This window comes from Tardiphaga robiniae, assembly GCF_001618955.1.
Taxonomy (GTDB): domain Bacteria; phylum Pseudomonadota; class Alphaproteobacteria; order Rhizobiales; family Xanthobacteraceae; genus Tardiphaga; species Tardiphaga robiniae_A.
Genome location: NZ_LVYV01000012.1, coordinates 496,157 through 511,469, shown reverse-complemented (window position 1 = coordinate 511,469; position 15,313 = coordinate 496,157). Strand labels below are relative to the sequence as shown.

13 protein-coding genes and 1 riboswitch are annotated in these 15,313 nt (G+C 62.2%); of the genes, 2 read left to right on the top strand and 11 right to left on the bottom strand.

The window, feature by feature from the left end; all coding sequences use genetic code 11:
- Positions 1 to 109: 109 nt before the first annotated feature.
- From A4A58_RS15640 to A4A58_RS15625, 4 genes are all read right to left on the bottom strand, one after another.
- Complete coding sequence (locus tag A4A58_RS15640; RefSeq protein ID WP_068733575.1) at positions 110 to 427, bottom strand: AzlD family protein; 318 nt, start codon at positions 425 to 427, stop codon at positions 110 to 112.
- Positions 424 to 1,173: an AzlC family ABC transporter permease gene (locus tag A4A58_RS15635; protein WP_068733573.1), complete on the bottom strand. Its 750-nt coding sequence runs from the start codon at positions 1,171 to 1,173 to the stop codon at positions 424 to 426. Before A4A58_RS15635 ends, A4A58_RS15640 begins: the two co-directional genes overlap by 4 nt.
- Positions 1,174 to 1,284: 111 nt before the next feature.
- Positions 1,285 to 2,409: a ribonucleotide-diphosphate reductase subunit beta gene (locus tag A4A58_RS15630; protein WP_068733571.1), complete on the bottom strand. Its 1,125-nt coding sequence runs from the start codon at positions 2,407 to 2,409 to the stop codon at positions 1,285 to 1,287.
- A gap of 151 nt (positions 2,410 to 2,560) precedes the next feature.
- Positions 2,561 to 5,494, bottom strand: a complete 2,934-nt coding sequence (locus A4A58_RS15625; RefSeq protein WP_068733569.1) for a ribonucleoside-diphosphate reductase subunit alpha — start codon at positions 5,492 to 5,494, stop codon at positions 2,561 to 2,563.
- A 119-nt stretch (positions 5,495 to 5,613) separates the two neighbouring features.
- A riboswitch (cobalamin riboswitch) is annotated at positions 5,614 to 5,829 on the bottom strand.
- 176 nt (positions 5,830 to 6,005) lie between these two features.
- Between A4A58_RS15625 and A4A58_RS15620 the strand changes: the two genes are divergently transcribed.
- Positions 6,006 to 6,203, top strand: a complete 198-nt coding sequence (locus A4A58_RS15620; RefSeq protein WP_068733567.1) for a hypothetical protein — start codon at positions 6,006 to 6,008, stop codon at positions 6,201 to 6,203.
- 6 nt (positions 6,204 to 6,209) lie between these two features.
- On the opposite strand, the gene A4A58_RS15615 is transcribed toward A4A58_RS15620, so the two are convergent.
- Positions 6,210 to 7,169 carry a GlxA family transcriptional regulator gene (locus A4A58_RS15615; RefSeq protein ID WP_068733565.1) on the bottom strand — a complete coding sequence of 320 codons (960 nt, stop codon included), beginning with the start codon at positions 7,167 to 7,169 and terminating at the stop codon, positions 6,210 to 6,212.
- Positions 7,170 to 7,340: 171 nt separating this feature from the next.
- Here A4A58_RS15615 and A4A58_RS15610 point away from each other — a divergent pair, with 171 nt between their 5' ends.
- The gene (locus A4A58_RS15610) at positions 7,341 to 7,982 is read left to right on the top strand and encodes an HD domain-containing protein (protein WP_068733563.1); all 642 of its coding nucleotides are present in this window, start codon (positions 7,341 to 7,343) and stop codon (positions 7,980 to 7,982) included.
- On the opposite strand, the gene A4A58_RS15605 is transcribed toward A4A58_RS15610, so the two are convergent.
- The 6 genes from A4A58_RS15605 to A4A58_RS15580 form a co-directional block, all read right to left on the bottom strand.
- Positions 7,954 to 9,150: a glycosyltransferase family 87 protein gene (locus tag A4A58_RS15605; protein ID WP_192855911.1), complete on the bottom strand. Its 1,197-nt coding sequence runs from the start codon at positions 9,148 to 9,150 to the stop codon at positions 7,954 to 7,956. The genes A4A58_RS15610 and A4A58_RS15605 overlap by 29 nt on opposite strands.
- A 156-nt stretch (positions 9,151 to 9,306) precedes the next feature.
- Positions 9,307 to 11,223, bottom strand: coding sequence for an ATP-dependent zinc metalloprotease FtsH (ftsH, locus tag A4A58_RS15600; protein WP_068733559.1), 1,917 nt, complete (start codon positions 11,221 to 11,223; stop codon positions 9,307 to 9,309).
- A 233-nt stretch (positions 11,224 to 11,456) separates the two neighbouring features.
- Positions 11,457 to 12,488 carry a tRNA lysidine(34) synthetase TilS gene (tilS, locus tag A4A58_RS15595; protein WP_068733557.1) on the bottom strand — a complete coding sequence of 344 codons (1,032 nt, stop codon included), beginning with the start codon at positions 12,486 to 12,488 and terminating at the stop codon, positions 11,457 to 11,459.
- Positions 12,489 to 12,535: 47 nt separating this feature from the next.
- The gene (gene ybgF / locus A4A58_RS15590) at positions 12,536 to 13,549 is read right to left on the bottom strand and encodes a tol-pal system protein YbgF (RefSeq protein ID WP_068733789.1); all 1,014 of its coding nucleotides are present in this window, start codon (positions 13,547 to 13,549) and stop codon (positions 12,536 to 12,538) included.
- 164 nt (positions 13,550 to 13,713) lie between these two features.
- Complete coding sequence (gene pal / locus A4A58_RS15585) at positions 13,714 to 14,208, bottom strand: peptidoglycan-associated lipoprotein Pal (RefSeq protein WP_068733555.1); 495 nt, start codon at positions 14,206 to 14,208, stop codon at positions 13,714 to 13,716.
- A 270-nt stretch (positions 14,209 to 14,478) separates the two neighbouring features.
- Positions 14,479 to 15,216, bottom strand: a complete 738-nt coding sequence (locus A4A58_RS15580) for an N-acyl amino acid synthase FeeM domain-containing protein (RefSeq protein ID WP_068733787.1) — start codon at positions 15,214 to 15,216, stop codon at positions 14,479 to 14,481.
- Positions 15,217 to 15,313: the final 97 nt, after the last annotated feature.

Genomic DNA, 15,313 nt, shown 5'->3' with positions numbered 1-15,313 from the left:
GAGCTTGAGGGGTCACGACTACCGCGACGCAAGAAGATCCGAAGCGATGACGTCGGCAGGGCTTCGGCGCCTCGCGAATCCAGGAAGCTCGCTGGAGCCGATATAACGACTAGCCGCCAAACCCGAGCGCCCGGGCGGCCGCGGCGACCGCCATCCCGGTGATGACGGCAATGAAGTCGTTGCGGCGGATGATGGTCACGGCCATCGCGGCGAGGATCGCGAAAACCACCACCGGCCCGCCATTGACGGCCACGGGCAGTGCGGCAGCGACGATGATCGAGCCCGGCAATGCGTCGAGCATGCGGCGGACCCGCGGCGTGACGTTGACGTAGCCCATCAGCCAGTAGCCACCGAGGCGCGAGGCCACTGTGACCGCGGTCATGACCGCGAAGGCGATCATCACGTCGCTGCGCAAAAATTCCGTCATACGGACACGCCCGCCGGATGCTGCGGTTCGGGTTCGTCCATGAGCCCGGCACTGATCGCTCCCGATAGCGCGCCGGCGATGATGAACCACCAGCCCGGCACCAACCAATGCACCGCGAGGGCAACGACGCCCGACACGACCCAAGGAATGGCACGGCGGGGGCCCTTCCATGCGGGCACCAGCATCGCGGCATAGAAGGCCGGCATCACCAGATCGACGCCGTACTTTCTCGGGTCAGTGAGTTGTTCGGCCAGTAGGAAGCCCGGGATGGCCGAAAACAGCCAGGTGAAATACAGCACGATGCCGCCGCCGAGATAGAACGACGCATCGGCGCCGCCATGATCGCGATAGCGCATCGCGGCGAGCCAGCCGCCATCGGTGACCAGCAGCATCGACGGGTAGGCTTGCCAGGCCGGCAACGTGCCGAACCACGGGCGTAGTGTCGCGCTCATCAGGAAGAAGCGGATGTTCACCGTGAGCGTCAGTAGCGCCAGCGTCGCGATCGCGCCCGGCGTCAAAACATCAGGCCACGACTGCACCGCAACAAATTGCGAAAGCCCGCCATAGACCGTCGCCATCATCACTTCGACTTCGGCAAGCGTGAGGTTCTTCTGCGCACACAGCGCACCGAATGCCATGCCGAAAGCCAGCGTGCCGGGCAGCATCGGGCCGATGGCAATGATGCCGGGCACGATAGCGGCCTTCGACCAATAGGCTGGCGCTTTCGGGATGTGGCTGGAATGCATCGACTGATCCGCGTGACGCCCGCAGGCCAATCATGCCTGCGGGTCCCACGCGATCAGGTCAAGTGATGCGGATTCATATGCGTCATGCAGCGGCGGATATGAGACCAAAGACTACTCCCAGTTCAGCGCGCCGCCGTTCTGGTATTCAATCACCCGGGTCTCGAAGAAGTTTTTCTCCTTCTTCAGGTCCATGGCTTCCGACATCCACGGGAACGGATTTTCCGTCTCAACGAACACCGGCGCGAGGCCGATCTGGGCGCAGCGGCGGTTGGCGATGAAGTGCATATAGGTCTCGCACAGCGCCGCATTCAGCCCGAGGAAGCCGCGCGGCATGGTGTCCCGCCCATAGGCCGCCTCGAGCTCGGCCGCCGTGCGGATCATGTCGCGGATTTCTTCCTGGAACGCTTTGGTCCAGAGATGCGGATTTTCGATCTTGATCTGGTTGATGACGTCGATGCCGAAGTTCAGATGGATCGATTCATCGCGCAGGATGTACTGATACTGTTCGGCGATCCCGACCATCTTGTTGCGGCGGCCGAGCGACAGGATCTGCGCGAAACCCGTGTAGAACCACATGCCCTCGAAGATCACGTAGAAGGCGACGAGATCGCGCATGAAGGCCTGATCGGTCTCAGGCTTGCCGGTCTTGAAATCGGGATCGTCGAGATGCTGGGTGTGCTTGAGCGCCCAGGCCGCCTTCTCGGTGATCGACGGCACCTCGCGATACATGTTGAACAGTTCGCCCTCATCGAGGCCGAGACTCTCGACGATGTATTGGAAGGTGTGGGTGTGCACGGCTTCCTCGAAGGACTGCCGCAACAGATACTGGCGGCATTCCGGATTGGTCAGATGACGATAGATCGCCAGCACGATGTTATTGGCGACAAGGCTCTCTGACGCAGCGAAGAAGCCGAGATTGCGCTTGATCGCACGGCGCTCGTCTTCGGTCAGGCCGTCGCGCGACTTCCACAGTGCGATATCAGCCTGCATCGAGACTTCGGTCGGCATCCAGTGATTGTTGCAGCCGGCGAGATATTTCTCCCACGCCCACTTGTATTTCAGCGGCAGCAGCTGATTGACGTCGGCGCGGCAGTTGATCATCCGCTTCTCGTCCACCGAGACGCGGCCGCCGGAGCGATCGATGGTACCAAGGCCGGTGGCGTCGGTGGGTGTTTCCGGGAGGGGGATGAAGGCGGGCGCCTTGGCCGCGGATGACGTGTCGGACCAGTCGAGCATAGGAGTTCCTTTGAATTCTGTGTCGGCCCTCATGGTGAGGAGCCCGCTTCTGCAGCGGGCGTCTCGAACCATGAGTGTGTCATCACACATCCTTCGAGACGCGCGCGAAGATCACGCGCTCCTCAGGATGAGATTGAGTAACTGATGTGCCTTATTGGCACGCCTCGCATTCGGGATTGTCGATCGAACAGGCCATCGCTCCGGACAGATCCGGTGCAGTGACGGCGGAGGACTGAACGAGGATCGGCGCACCTGCTGTCTTCGCTGCTGCGCCTGTCGCCGACACCGCGTTGAGCTTCCCGTCGGTGCCCTTCAGCGTCGACTTCTCCACATGCGTCGCGCTGCGCGAGCGCAGGTAGTAGGTCGTCTTCAATCCCAGCGTCCAGGCCAGACGGTAAAGCTGATCGAGCTTCTTGCCGGATGGATTGGCGATGTAGAGATTGAGCGACTGCGCCTGATCGATCCACTTCTGCCGGCGCGACGCCGCCTCGATCAACCATGCGCTGTCGATCTCGAATGAAGTCGCATAGAGCGCCTTGAGATCGTCGGGCACGCGATCGATCGATCCGACGCTGCCGTCGAAATATTTGAGGTCGGAGACCATCACCTCGTCCCACAGGCCCCTCTTTTTCAGATCGCGCACGAGGAAGGCGTTCACCACCGTGAAATCGCCCGACATGTTCGATTTCACATAGAGGTTCTGATAGGCCGGCTCGATCGACTGCGCGACGCCGCAAATGTTGGAAATCGTCGCCGTCGGCGCGATCGCCATCACGTTGGAATTGCGCATGCCGGTGGACTTCACGCGGTCACGCAGGCCGTTCCAGTCGAGCGTGGTCGAGCGATCCATCTGCACGCCACCGCGGGCCTCCGCAAGGATCTCGATGGAGTCGATTGGCAGGATGCCGCGGCTCCACAGCGATCCCTCGAAGGACGGATAGCGGCCGCGCTCGGCGGCGAGATCGACCGACGCCGAGATGGAATGGAAGGCAATCGCCTCCATGCTGGTGTCGGCGAAGTTCACTGCCGCATCGGACGCCGTCGCGATGCTCTGCACCTGCAGCGCATCCTGGAAGCCCATCAGACCCAAACCCACCGGACGGTGCTTGAGGTTCGAGCGGCGCGCTTCCGGGATGGTGTAGAAATTGATGTCGATGACATTGTCGAGCATCCGCATCGCCGTGGTCACGGTGCGTTTGAGCTGTGCGTGATCAAGACCGTTCTGACCGATGTGGTTGAGCAGATTGACCGAGCCGAGATTGCAGACCGCGACTTCGTCGTCCGACGTATTCAGCGTGATTTCCGTGCAGAGATTCGACGAGTGGATGACGCCGGCATGCTGCTGCGGCGAGCGCAGGTTGCAGGGATCCTTGAAGGTGATCCAGGGATGGCCGGTCTCGAACACCATGGTCAGCATGCGGCGCCACAGGTCGGTCGCGCGCACTTTCTTGAACACGCGGATCTCGCCGCGCGCAGCCTTCTCCTCATAGGCCGCATAGCGCTCGGCAAACGGCTTGCCATAGAGATCGTGCAGCTCAGGCGTTTCGTCCGGCGAGAACAGCGTCCATTCGCCGTCGGCTTCGACGCGCTGCATGAAAAGATCCGGCACCCAGTTGGCCGTGTTCATGTCGTGGGTGCGACGGCGGTCGTCGCCGGTGTTCTTGCGGAGATCGAGAAACTCCTCGATGTCGATATGCCAGGTTTCCAGGTAGGCGCAGACCGCACCCTTGCGCTTGCCGCCCTGGTTGACGGCGATGGCCGTATCGTTGGCGACCTTCAGGAACGGCACCACGCCCTGGCTCTCGCCATTGGTGCCCTTGATATGCGCGCCGAGACCGCGCACGCGCGTCCAGTCATTGCCGAGACCGCCGGAATATTTCGCCAGCAGGGCATTGTCCTTCACCGACTTGAAGATGCCGTCGAGATCGTCGGCCACGGTGGTGAGGAAGCAGGACGACAGTTGCGGGCGCTGCGTGCCGGAATTGAACAGCGTCGGCGTCGAGGCCATGAAGTCGAACGACGACAGCAGATTGTAGAATTCGATGGCGCGGGCTTCGCGGTCGATCTCGCGCAGCGCGAGGCCCATGGCTACGCGCATGAAGAAGGCCTGCGGCAGTTCGATGCGATTGCCCTGCACATGCAGGAAGTAGCGGTCATAGAGCGTCTGCAATCCCAGGAACTGGAACTGAAGGTCTCCTTCCGGCTTCAGCGCGGCAGCGATTCGCTTGAGATCGAAGCGCGCGAGTTCGGGATCGAGCAGCTCGGCCGGAATGCCGGTCTTGATATAGGCGCCGAAATATTCGGCGTAGCGCGTGGTCATGTCGGCCTGCGACGCGTGGGTCGGCGTGCCCCCGACAAAGGACAGGACTTCGGTGCGCAGCTTGTCAAGCAGAAGGCGGGCGCTGACAAAGGTGTAGTTCGGCTCCTGCTCCACCAGCGTGCGCGCGGCCATGATGCCGGCCAGCGCCAGCTCATCCAGCGTGATGCCGTCATAGAGATTGCGACGGGTTTCCTCGAGCACCGGGGCGGCATCGACGCCGTCAAGGCCGGCGCAGGCCTCGTTGACGATCAGCGCGAGACGCGCCGAATCGAGCGGGGCGCGGGTGCCGTTGGCGAGCATGACATGCAGCACCGGTGCGGTGGAAACCGGCGCGGGCTTCGCGGCCAGCTCTTCGGCGCGGGTGCGAGCGCGCTCCTCGCGATACAGCACATAAGCGCGCGCCACCTTGTGGTGCTCGCTACGCATCAGCGCCAGTTCGACCTGATCCTGGACGTCCTCGATATGGAAGGTGCGGCCTTCACCGACGCGGCGCGTCAGCGCCGCCACGACGTCGCCGGTCAGTTGTTCCACCGCCTCATGGACGCGGCGCGACGCCGCTGCCGTGTGGCCCTCGACCGCGAGGAAAGCCTTGGTCATGGCCACGGAAATCTTGCCGGCATCGAACGGCGACACCGTGCCGTTGCGCCGGATGATCTGCATCGAGGGTTCGCGCGCAGGCGCAGCGAGCGTTTCCGGCGAGAGTTGAATCAGCGGCGCATGAGCCGCATCGCGTCCGTTAGACAAAACAGAAGATGAAGTAGGCATCGGCAAGACCCCGTGTGATGCATCAAGCAATGGGGGCTGGGGCCGAAAGGACGCTGCAAAATACACGGCGGAAATCCGCCGGCATTGCCTGCAAGCGACCGCTGGGACACCCCGCCCATGGACGTTCTGGTGTCGCGGCAGGTCTCCTGGCTCGCAGGTCGTCGTCTGTTTCAGCCTTCCCGACGCTTGCGGCATCAGTGACTTCAATTGAAACAGACTCACCGCTTACAGTTGCGGGGGCAGCGCCGGAATATGACGCAAAACAGCGTCTTCACCGACTTCCCTCTTAGCCACCAAATCTTGCGACATGGCGGACCGTGACATCTACATTTGGTGCGATCCGCGGTGAAGTGTCAAGCGACCATGGCGGCCGGACGCAACAAATTGGGCGTGGCTGTTGGTTCAGTGGACAACCGCTTGCGTGGCGGAACCGCGGGATCGTTGGCGGTTTCTGAACGATGCGATTCGTTGTCCGAAAGCACCGTGAGGCGCAGAACATCGTCATCAATCGATGGAGGATGCCATGCGGAACCTTGCAACGAGCACTGAGAGAACCAAGTTCAACGCTTTCGTGGAGACCGCAAGCGCGCTCACGGCGTTCGAGACGACGGAGCAGATCGCCCGGCGCCGCCTCGACGTGATGCTGAACGAAGCGCTGATGGACAGTTTCCCAGCCAGCGATCCGGTCTCTTCCTTGCAGTTCGCCTGAGCAGGGTCAGACCGCACGAAAGCTGGCCCGATACTGGCTGGGCGTCAGACCCAGTCGTCGCACGAAGACCTGACGCATATGTTCGGCGGTGGTGAAACCGGATTCATAGGCCACGACCTTGAGCGGCAGATCGCTGCCTTCGAGACGGTTACGCGCCGTGTCGATCCGGGCGCCCTCGACAAAATCTGCCGGCGTCATCTTTGTTTCGTGCTTGAACACCCGCGCGAAGGTGCGCGCGCTCATGCCCGCCACATCGGCCAGTTCATCGACGCTGTGCGCATCGCGCAGATGAGCCATCACATGGGCATGGACTCGCGCGATCGGCGAGTCCGGCTCGGCCGGCGGCACCAGATAGGGACTGAATTGCGACTGGCCACCCTGGCGCTGCGCCACCACAACCAGACGCTTGGCCACGGCCAGCGCAACGTCCGCGCCATGATCTTCCTGGACCAGTGCGAGACCGAGATCGATCCCTGCGGTGACGCCGGCCGACGTCACCAGCGCGCCGTCACGGCTATAGATGCGATCGAACTCGACATGCGCCTTGGGGAAACGCAGCGCCAATAGCGGCGCATTCTGCCAGTGCGTCGTCACAGTCTTGTCGTCAAGCAAGCCTGCATGGCCGAGCGCGAATGCCCCGGTGCAGACCGAGCCATAACGCCCCGCCTGGAGCGCCGCATTGGCCAGCCATTCTGTAAGCTGCGGGTCGGCTTCCGCCGTCGGCAGCCCTGGCCCGCCGGCCACCAGAACCAGATCCCAGGGCTTCCTTGCATCGTTGAACGCCAGATCGGCGGATATTCTCAGGCCGTTCGATGCACGCAGCGGCGCGCAGTCTGCAGCGACAAGTGTGATGTCGTAGCCGTCGCCCGGCGCGACGAAGCTATTGGCCTCCATGAACACATCAAGCGGACCGGCTACGTCCAGCGACTGGACGCCCGGAAAGATCGCAAGAGCAACGGTCTTCATGGTGATGCTTCATTCCATCGATGGCAGTGAACCCAAGCGTTACGGAACAGATAGTCGCCTGCCGGCAGGAAATCACGGGCGAATGGCAGCTTTGCAGGGCGCGGCGCGATTGCGAGGACACAGCCCCCGGACGACAACGAATGCATCATAGCACAGTGCAAGGAGCATCCCATGAGCAAGACCATCGCCGGCATCAAAGTCCCTGACAGCGCCCTCGCCCGCCAGATCGATCAGCTGGTGCGCGATACCGAAAGCGATCTTCTGTATCATCATTCCAATCGGGTTTTCCTGTTCGGCGCGCTCGCCGGGCAGCGCAAGGGCCTCAAGGTCGATTCCGAGTTACTTTATGTTGGCGCGATGTTTCACGACATGGGCCTGCAGGCGTCCTATGCGAGCAAGGATGAACGTTTCGAAGTCGATGGCGCAAATGCTGCCGCGGAATTTCTGCGCAGCCACAGGATCGATGAGCGCGATATCGACGATGTCTGGGACGCCATCGCGCTTCACACGACACCGGGCATTCCCAAGCACAAGCGGCCCGTGGTGGCGCTGGTGACCGCAGGCGTCGAGATGGACGTCTTGGGTCTGGAGTACGATGCCTTCACCGAACATCAGCGCCACGAAGTGTGCACGTGTCATCCGCGTGGCCATGACTTCAAGAACGGGATCATCGATGCGTTCGCTGCAGGGACGATCCACAAGCCGGAGACCACCTTCGGCAACGTCAAGGCTGACGTGCTCGACCTCCGCGACCCCACCTACAAGCGCGGGAATTTCTGCAGCATCATCCTGAACTCGGCGTGGAGCGAATAGCCTCCCGCGCGCGCATGGCGATCAACGCTGCCACCAGCAGCGTTGCGCCAAAGCCCGTGGGAGCGCCGATGAACGGATAGGCGATCAGCAGCACAGCTGCGAGGCCGAGAACCGGCAGTTCATGACAGCGAAAGCCTTCGGCGAGACCGATACGGGCGATGAAGCCGATGGCAATCGCAAGCACCATCACATCGTACAGGAAAAGGTAGGGCGTTGTGAGCAAGGCGCCGACTGCCAGCGCTGCGGCTTTCAGCTCGTAGCGCACACTGCTGCGCCACAACGGGACCAGCACCGATACGACGGCACCAATCATGATCCACTGAAACGTCCAGGCCAGCGGCTCGCTGCCGTCGAAATAGCGCACCAGTGCGAAGATGCTCTGCATCTTGCCCCATGGCGCGCGGCCTTCGGTGAGGAAGGCCTGCGAGAACATCGGCATCCAGTGGATAAAGGCTTGCCAGCTCTCCGTGCCGAAAGCGAGCCACGACACCGCGGCCAGCAGCACGGTCGTGATGCCCGCGCTGACGAAGGCCTTCCATTGTGACGCCGCGATCAGCATCAGCGGAAACAGAAATCCGTATTGCGGCTTGTAGCTGAGCAGGCCCAGACAGATGCCCGACAGGATCGGCCGCGTCGGCAGCAGCACCAGCATGCCGCCGATCAGTGCCGCTGTCAGAAATCCGTTCTGCCCGACAAGGCCGTTGGTCATCACCACCGGAAAAGCCGCAGCCAATAAAAGGCCGAAGGGACGACCGACGATCGCACGCATCGCCGCCAGATACGGCACGAAGCTGACCGCAGCCCAGCCGGCAAAGGCCACGGCATAAGGCAGCTTCGCGAGCAGTGCCGCGATGAACAGGAACGGCGGCGGATAATGCCAGGCGAAATTGCCGGGATAGCTCTGACCGAGGACGGCGATCTGGACCTTTTTCTGGATGTCCCAGTCATAGGCCCAGGCCGGATGACCATCGAGCACCAATCGCCCCGCAGACCACACATTGACGAAATCGGTGGGCGAGCCGAGGCCGTCTTCATAGATCCAGCCGCGACCGTAGAAGGTCGGAAAGAAGGCGAGATGCAGCATCGTCAGGATCGTGCAGACGAGCAGCAGCGCCGGCGGAATTGGGCCACGCTCGGGTGTCGAAGTCATCGTGAGCGGCGCTGGCATAGAGTCCCCAATGCGCATCAAGGGCGCCGGGCGACAGTGCCGAGGGAAGTTTGAGGAAGGTTTAAGTGCCCGGATCGTACCTCGCTCCATTCGAGCTACAGATAACAAAAAAACGCGGCCTTTCGGCCGCGTTTTGCATGTTTGCATGTGACGACTTTACGCCTGCGGCTGCGGCTCCAGGCCACCGTCCGGACGCGGGCGCGGCTTGCCGGCGGGCGGCACGGCCGAGGTGCGCGGACCCGAAGGCTCAAGCACCGACTCGCGGTTCGGCTTCTTGCCATTCAACAAGTCGCCGATCTCGTCGCCCGACAGGGTTTCGAATTCCAGCAGACCCTTGGCCAGCGTTTCCAGATCTTCGCGGCGCTCGGTAAGGATTTTGGTCGCCTCGTCATATCCTTCCGCGACCAGGCGCTTCACTTCGGAGTCGATCTTCTGCGCGGTCGATTCCGAGACGTTCTGCTGGCGATTGACCTGCATGCCCAGGAACACCTCGTCATTGTTATCGCCATAGGCGACCGTGCCGAGTTCTTCCGACAGGCCCCAACGCGTGACCATCATGCGAGCCAGACGCGTTGCCTGCTCGATGTCCGACGATGCACCAGAAGTGACCTTGTTGCGTCCGAAGATCAGTTCTTCAGCGACACGGCCGCCCATCATGATCGCGAGACGTGAGGTCATCTGCTCCAGCGACATCGACATCTTGTCGCGCTCAGGCAACTGCATGACCATGCCGAGGGCACGGCCGCGCGGAATGATCGTTGCCTTGTGGATCGGATCGGTGGCGACGACGTTCAGGCCGACGATGGCGTGACCGCCTTCGTGATAGGCCGTCAGCATCTTCTCTTCCTCGGACATCACCAGCGACTTGCGCTCGGCGCCCATCATCACCTTGTCCTTGGCCTCTTCGAACTCGCTCTGCGTCACCATACGCTTGTTGCGGCGCGCGGCGGTCAGGGCAGCTTCGTTGACGAGGTTCATCAGGTCAGCGCCGGAGAAACCCGGAGTGCCGCGTGCGATGGTCTTGAGGTTGATATCCGGCGCCAGTGGCACCTTGCGGACATGGACCTTGAGGATCTGCTCGCGACCGACGACGTCCGGATTCGGCACCACGACCTGACGGTCGAAGCGGCCTGGACGCAGCAGCGCGGGATCCAGCACATCCGGACGGTTGGTAGCGGCGATCAGGATCACGCCTTCATTGGCTTCGAAGCCGTCCATCTCGACCAGCAACTGGTTGAGAGTCTGTTCGCGCTCGTCATTACCGCCGCCGAGACCAGCGCCACGATGACGACCGACGGCGTCGATTTCGTCGATGAAGATAATGCAAGGCGCGTTCTTCTTGGCCTGCTCGAACATGTCGCGGACGCGACTGGCGCCGACGCCGACGAACATTTCGACGAAGTCCGAACCCGAAATGGTGAAGAACGGCACATTGGCTTCGCCCGCGACAGCACGCGCAATCAGCGTCTTACCGGTGCCGGGGGGGCCAACCAGCAGCACGCCGCGCGGGATACGTCCGCCGAGGCGCTGATACTTGCCGGGGTCGCGCAGGAATTCGACAATTTCCTGCAGATCCTGCTTGGCTTCGTCGACGCCGGCGACGTCCTCGAAGGTGACGCGGCCATGCGCTTCCGTCAGCATCTTGGCGCGCGACTTGCCGAAGCCCATCGCCTTGCCGGCGCCGCCCTGCATCTGACGCGACAGGAAGATCCACACGCCGATCAGCGCGATGAATGGCAGCCATGACACGAGCAGCGACACGAACCACGGCACGTTGTCGCCCGGCGCCTTGGCAGTGATCGAGACCTTGGCGTCATACAGACGCTTGATCAGGGTCGGATCGCTTGGCGCATAGGTCTGGAAGCTCGAGCCGTTGGTGAAGGTGCCGTGAATTTCAGGCCCCTGGATCACGACGTCACGGACGTGATTTTGATCAACTTCGGTGAGGAGCTGCGAGAACGAAATGTCCTGCGAGGCGGTGCGCTGACCGGGATTCTGGAAAAGCGTGAACAGCGCCAGCAGCAACAAAACGATAATGACCCAGAGGGCAAAATTGCGCAGGTTCGCGTTCATCGATCTTCCTTCGTCGCCGCGCGAAATCGCGGCCTTATTCCCTTGTGAGTCGCCACAAGGGTTCACCCTGGGTCGGTCGGATACAATCTAGGTGCGACCGAGGGCGCTGCCAAGGGAACTGGGATGGACTATTTAACGCATCTACGCGCATTTCCGGTTCAAATAATGGCAGTGCTGACAGGGTTTTCCCACGGTGGTTAAGGTACCGTGGGGCAACAGGTACGTCTTTGCACTCAATCAGCGCGGCGACGCCTGGGCGGCGCTGGAACGATTCTCAGGCGGTCCTGAGTCAGCGTGATCATGGCACCGGCGAGCGTCTGCTTCAGCAGAATACCTTTTCCGCCCGATCGCCCGGCCTGAACCATGGCGAATACGAGCGTTTCGACCTTGCCGAGCTCGGCCGGCCCTTCGTGCCCGACCTGATCGATCATCCGCAGCAACAACCGGACGCGAATTTCCTCCGCCAGCCCCGCAAATGCTCCCGCATCGATGGCTTCGGGCACCCTGCCCGGGCTGTGCAGTGCCAGAAAACGCTCTGCCCCGTCGACCATCAGTTCCAGCGCGGCGTCGGCACGCCGGAGCCGCGTCGCCAGCCGGGCGAGATTTCGCGAATCGAAGCCCTCGGACGCCAGCGCCGGCATCAGCGCCCGCAGCCGCGGGCGGGTGTAGCTTGGGTTGGAGTTACTGGGATCGGTCGCGAAGCCGATTTTCGCTTTGGTCAGCGTAGCAACAAGTTGCACTTTCGCGATGTGTAAAAAGGGACGCGCGAGCTGGATGCCGTCGCGCTCGGTCAGCCGCGCCATGCCCGCGAGGCCGGCGATGCCGCTGCCGCGCGCCATCCGCATCAGCAGGGTCTCGGCCTGATCGTCGCGGGTATGGGCAGTCAGTACATGGAATGCTCCGACGCTGCGCGCGGCCTTGGCCAACAGCAGATAGCGCGCATCGCGAGCCGCAGCGGGCAATCCGGTTTTCGGCTTGGCGCCGGTCCAGCGCATGGTGCGATGAGGAATGCCGAGGGCGGTCGCTAGGCGCTTGACGTCGCGCGCCTCGCGGGCCGCTTCGGGGCGCAAACCATGATCGACCGTCACGGCGGTGAGGTCAGGGCCGCGTTTGAGCGCATGCCGCCAACGCGCGGCGAGCCACATCAGGGCGACGGAATCAGGACCGCCGGACACGGCAAGGACTAATCCTGGCGCGGACGCCCAGTCAGCGAATAACTGTTTCGCCATCTGGGCCGAAATCGGCGACTGGTCGTCGTCGGACATGCGCGTCAGAACCGGTTGCGACCCGGCTGATTGTCCGGGTCGATCACCTAGCACTTAACGCGTTTTTGCTCGCGGTCCACGCCCTGTTTCACGCCGGCCGAGGCACGGGGATATTTCCGTGTCACTTCACCGAAGGCGGCACAGGCCGCTTCCTTCTCCTTCAGCGCGGCCAGCGACTGGCCAAGCCGCAGCAACGCATCAGGCGCCTTGGCGGAAGTGTCGTATTTCGTGGTCACGCCCAGGAATATCTCGGCGGCATCGCGATATTTCTGACGCTGGAAGAAGCTTTCGCCGAGCCAATACTGCGAATCCGCAATCATTGGATCACCGGGATATTTCTGGGCGAAGTTGCGCATGGTCTCTTCGGCCAGCGCGTAATCACGACGCTGCATATAGCCGATGCCGAGATCGAACTCGTCCTTCGGGGTCGCGCCCGGCGGTAAGGTCGTCAGTGCTGGCGCTGCTCCGCCCGGGGCGGCATTGCCCAGCGGGAGCGGCTCGCCGGCCCCACGGCCGCCCTGTGCACCGACCGGTGCGTTTGCGGGCATCGGCTGCTGCCCGCCACCCAGCGCGCGCGGCACGCCCGGCGCATTGGGGTTCGCATTGGGATCGAACGCATCGTTGCGACGGCCAGCGCGAGGAGCCGGTGCGGGATCCTGAGCAATTGGTGCAGGTGCCGCGATCTGCGGCTGTTGCTGGTTGTAGCCCGGCTGCTGCACGGGAGCCTGCTGCATCGGCGGCTGCTGGACCGGGGCGGCAGCGACATTGGGACGGCCTCCTGCGCCCGCTGGGGCGCCGCCGGCCTGCAACTGCCGGAGCTGATCCTCAAGCTGCCGATTGCGGAACTGCAGTTCTTCATTCTGGCCGGTGAGCTGCCGCAGCTGGTTCTGCAACCGCTCGATCTGCAAGCCCTGGTCGGCATCGTCGTCGCCCGACTGCTGGCCGTAGCCCTGCTGACGGGGAGCCGGTTGACCAAACAACTGCGCCCAAACCGGCGAAGCCGTGACGAGCAGCATGGAGACGAGTGCAGCGCCGGCGAGCGAATGAGATCTGGATGACATTTGAGCCTGAAAATGACCGGTTTCGCGCCCCATCGGCGCGCATCACGATGAGGATTTCACTACGCCAAAAATGTGACTTTCGACAGCGACAAAGGCGCCTGCCCCAAACAAAAATGGCGCCTGCCCCGGGGGCAGACGCCATTTTGTTTGATATCAGACGTCGCTTACGCGCCAGCGTTCAGCACGGTAACCGCACGGCGGTTCTGCGACCAGCACGAGATGTCGTTACACACCGCGACCGGACGTTCCTTGCCGTAGGAGATGGTGCGCATCCGGCTGGCATCGATACCGCGCGAGGCCAGGAAGGTGCGAACCGACTGGGCACGGCGGGCGCCGAGCGCAATGTTGTATTCGCGGGTGCCGCGCTCGTCCGCATGACCTTCGATGGTGAAGGAGTAGCGGTTGTACTGCTGCAGCCACTGCGCCTGCTTGTCCAGGGTCGCGATCGCCTGCGGCGACAGTTCGGTCTGATCGCTCTCGAAGAACACGCGATCGCCGACATTGACGACGAAGTCCTGCTGGCTGCCCGGCGTGGCGGCATTGGCCATCGCGCCATCGGCACCCAAACCGTTCTTGTTGGCGCAGGCGCCCATCGACAGCGCCACGGCCAGCACTGCAGCCAGTTTTAATCCCTGGAGGATTCGCATCTGATGCTTCATTCCCGGAGCCTCCACGCTCACGCTTTACCCAACTGTCATTCGGTCTACAGGGCGTTGGTTAAGCGAACGTTCCGTCAACCTTGATGAGGTGTTGCCAAAACCGATCAAAAGCCACAGGCCGCGAAAAAGCAACGACGTGGTTAATGGTTGGCAAATGTGGCGCGACGGTGAAGGTTCTGAGAAAGCAGCTGGTTTTAGGCGGAATCCCGCTGCGGGACTGCTGGAATAATCAGCAACGACCGGCGATGGGACCGTCGCCATCCTCCACCCTCAACTGCGGGGCAACACCGCGGCCTGAGCGATATGGAACTCGGATGAATGAAGATCCGGCGCCAGGGGCTCGCTCTTGCGCTCGAACAGAGCCCGCTGCTCGAAGAGACTGGAGCGGAAATGCGGGTAGCGCATAAAAATACGTTCGCGCACCGAGGCGTAGTCGGCCGCCATCAGGCATAGCGGCTTGGTCAGCGTCGGATAAGGCCGCGGCTCGCACATCGGCGTCTGCAGGAAAACCTTGCGATAAAACGCACGATGCTCGGCGCGCACGGTCGCCGTCCCGATATCGGCTTTGAAATAGCCGCAGGCGACATAGCCCAGCCGAACCGTCATGTAGGGCAGTTCAGGAAACTTGGTGCGGTTGTTCGGGTCGGCCACGAAGCGGTTCGGGTCGACGATGATCTTCCCTTTGTCCAGCTCGGGACGCAACAGGTCCCCGAATGCATCGACGGCGGGCGTCTCCGGATTGTCCGGCGTCGCTACGCTGACGCGCAGCGAACTGGCGAGCTCGCCATCAACGAATATCCCGAAAGTCCATGAATTCGGCAAATCATCGAAACGGTCGGCGAGACGGCGATCCGCCCGAGGCTCGATGGCCCCCTCATGGAGATAGGCTCTATAGCGCAGGCTATAGATCGCCTCTTTCTCAGCTTCGGTTTCGGCAAGACGGTAGTCAACCCGGTCGAGAATATCGCTGCGCTTCGAAGCTTCAGTCGCTTGATCGGCCGAAGCCATCATTCCGTCTCCTACGCACCAACGCCATGACTACGCGAGTAAGGAAAGGTTAAAGCTTTCTTAAAAGTTGTCAAAGGTTCTGCCACAATGTGGTTAA